Origin of the sequence: Geothrix campi, from assembly GCF_024609265.1 — a bacterium.
GTDB classification, from domain to species: Bacteria; Acidobacteriota; Holophagae; order Holophagales; family Holophagaceae; genus Geothrix; species Geothrix campi.
Genome location: NZ_JANHMP010000011.1, coordinates 1 through 1,281, shown reverse-complemented (window position 1 = coordinate 1,281; position 1,281 = coordinate 1). Strand labels below are relative to the sequence as shown.

Here is a 1,281-nt window from a genome sequence, read left to right as displayed (position 1 = left end):
GTATTGAGGAGATGCCTTCTTCCGTGTATTCCAGATCTCTGAGAGCGCAATCAGATCGTCAGGCGCATTGATTTTGGAGATGAGTTTGAATTCCCCGTTCCAAACGACAACCGTTCCCCAGTTCGTACCGGGCATTGAGCGAGACTCCATTGTTGTATCAGGAGAGCTGCACCCAAAGGTGATGAGTGACGCACAAAGGACGAGGCGTTTCATGGCCACTGGTGACGCCTAACGAATGAAGCTAAGCGGCCACGCCTGCACCGAGATGATGAGCGGAGCCGAGATAGCGGAATGTTGAGAGAGAGCGGAAGGCAGTGCAGGCGGGGTCCGACTTGAGCGGAGGGTTAGGCATGTTGGGAATAATGCTCCGAATAAACTTGTAGATCCTGCCTGAAAGCCGGTGATTTGGTGCAGCAAAGAACCGGATTTCCCTCGGCGGTTGCCCTGGAGACTCCGTTGCGACCCAGTAACTCCGATCGTCCATGGCTGGCATACCTTGTCGGACACTGCTCTGAAGGTGGCGTTGAATCACTTTGAGGGCCTGCTTGGATGATTGAGTGAGGCTGCTTGAGGTGATTTTGACTGGGATAGCCTTTGCTACATCTGGTGGCAATGAATCAGGGTGTTCATGCCGAAATCGGTAAAGCAGGCCAGTGGTGGCATTCCAGGGTGGCAGTTCCCAGATTCTCACCTCGATTCGACCATCGGGGAACTCCCAGATGGCTACCTGGAATGCATCACCAAAAAAGGCTTCAGTTCGTAGGAGCGTGAAATTGGACCAGCCTTTCCGCTCCTCTCTGAGCGCAGGACTATTGGACACAAGGATGTTGATGAGGCTGCACCAATTCACCCTGCACCATTTGTGAGCATCTCTTAAATCCGGGTAGTCACTTTCAGTCGCACCGGGGGGAGGTGGAGGAGGTGGTGGGCCAAGTTCAAAACCTGCACATTCCGATTTGGGATATTGAATAACCTGGCCTTCAGCTTCTCTGGCCGAAGCCAGTAGCAAGATCGATATGCAAGCCGCACGGATCATGAACACGCCTAACGAAAGAAGCTAACCGGCCCCGCCTGCACCGAGGCGCTGAGCGGAGCCGAGGAAGCGAGTGGATGAGAGAGAGCGAAAGGCAATGCAGGCGGGGTCCGAGTTGAGTGGAGGGTTAGGTGGCCCCTGATTTTAGAACCCTTGCGGCCTTGGAAGGCCGACTTCTTGAAACCATTCGGGGATTTGCCGGCTACGAATGAATACCGCTAGCGTGAACTGCCATTGGCATTCGCCAT

General features: G+C 54.3%; 1 protein-coding gene. It reads right to left on the bottom strand.

The annotated features are described in order from the left end of the window. Nucleotides 1-213: hypothetical protein (locus NOV65_RS15345; protein WP_257307601.1), on the bottom strand; the 213-nt coding region annotated here is incomplete at its 3' end. Nucleotides 214-1,281: the final 1,068 nt, after the last annotated feature.